We start from the raw sequence: 342 nt of genomic DNA on the forward strand, positions 1-342 counted from the left end.
GCAGTGAGTCGACGCCGGCCGAGAACCGTTCGGCCGCATCCAGCAACCCGGACGCCCACTCCAAGACGGCGACACCCTCGGCCGTGAGCTCGGTTCCGGCCGGGGACCGGCGGAACAGGACGATGCCCAGCTCGCGTTCGACCGAGTGCACCCGGGCGCTGATCGCCTGCTGGCTCAGATTCTGCTAGCGCGGCGCCGCGCTTATGCCGCCCCCGCGGGACACCGAGACGAACACATCCAACGCGGACAGATCCGGGACGCGCGCGGGCAACACCATCGATCGAGGGTACAACTGCAGGTTGTACCGGGACAAGGGCAAGCCATCTACCGGTCCGGTGGCAC

The 342-nt window shown here is 68.7% G+C and carries 1 protein-coding gene; it reads right to left on the bottom strand.

Annotated features, from left to right (window positions below):
• A partial coding sequence (locus SB717_RS34325) for a LysR family transcriptional regulator (protein ID WP_410907312.1) occupies positions 1-178 on the bottom strand: 178 nt, incomplete at its 3' end.
• Between the last annotated feature and the right edge of the window lie 164 nt (positions 179-342).

It is taken from the genome of Priestia sp. SIMBA_032, assembly GCF_046535215.1.
Classification (GTDB): domain Bacteria; phylum Bacillota; class Bacilli; order Bacillales; family Bacillaceae_H; genus Priestia; species Priestia aryabhattai.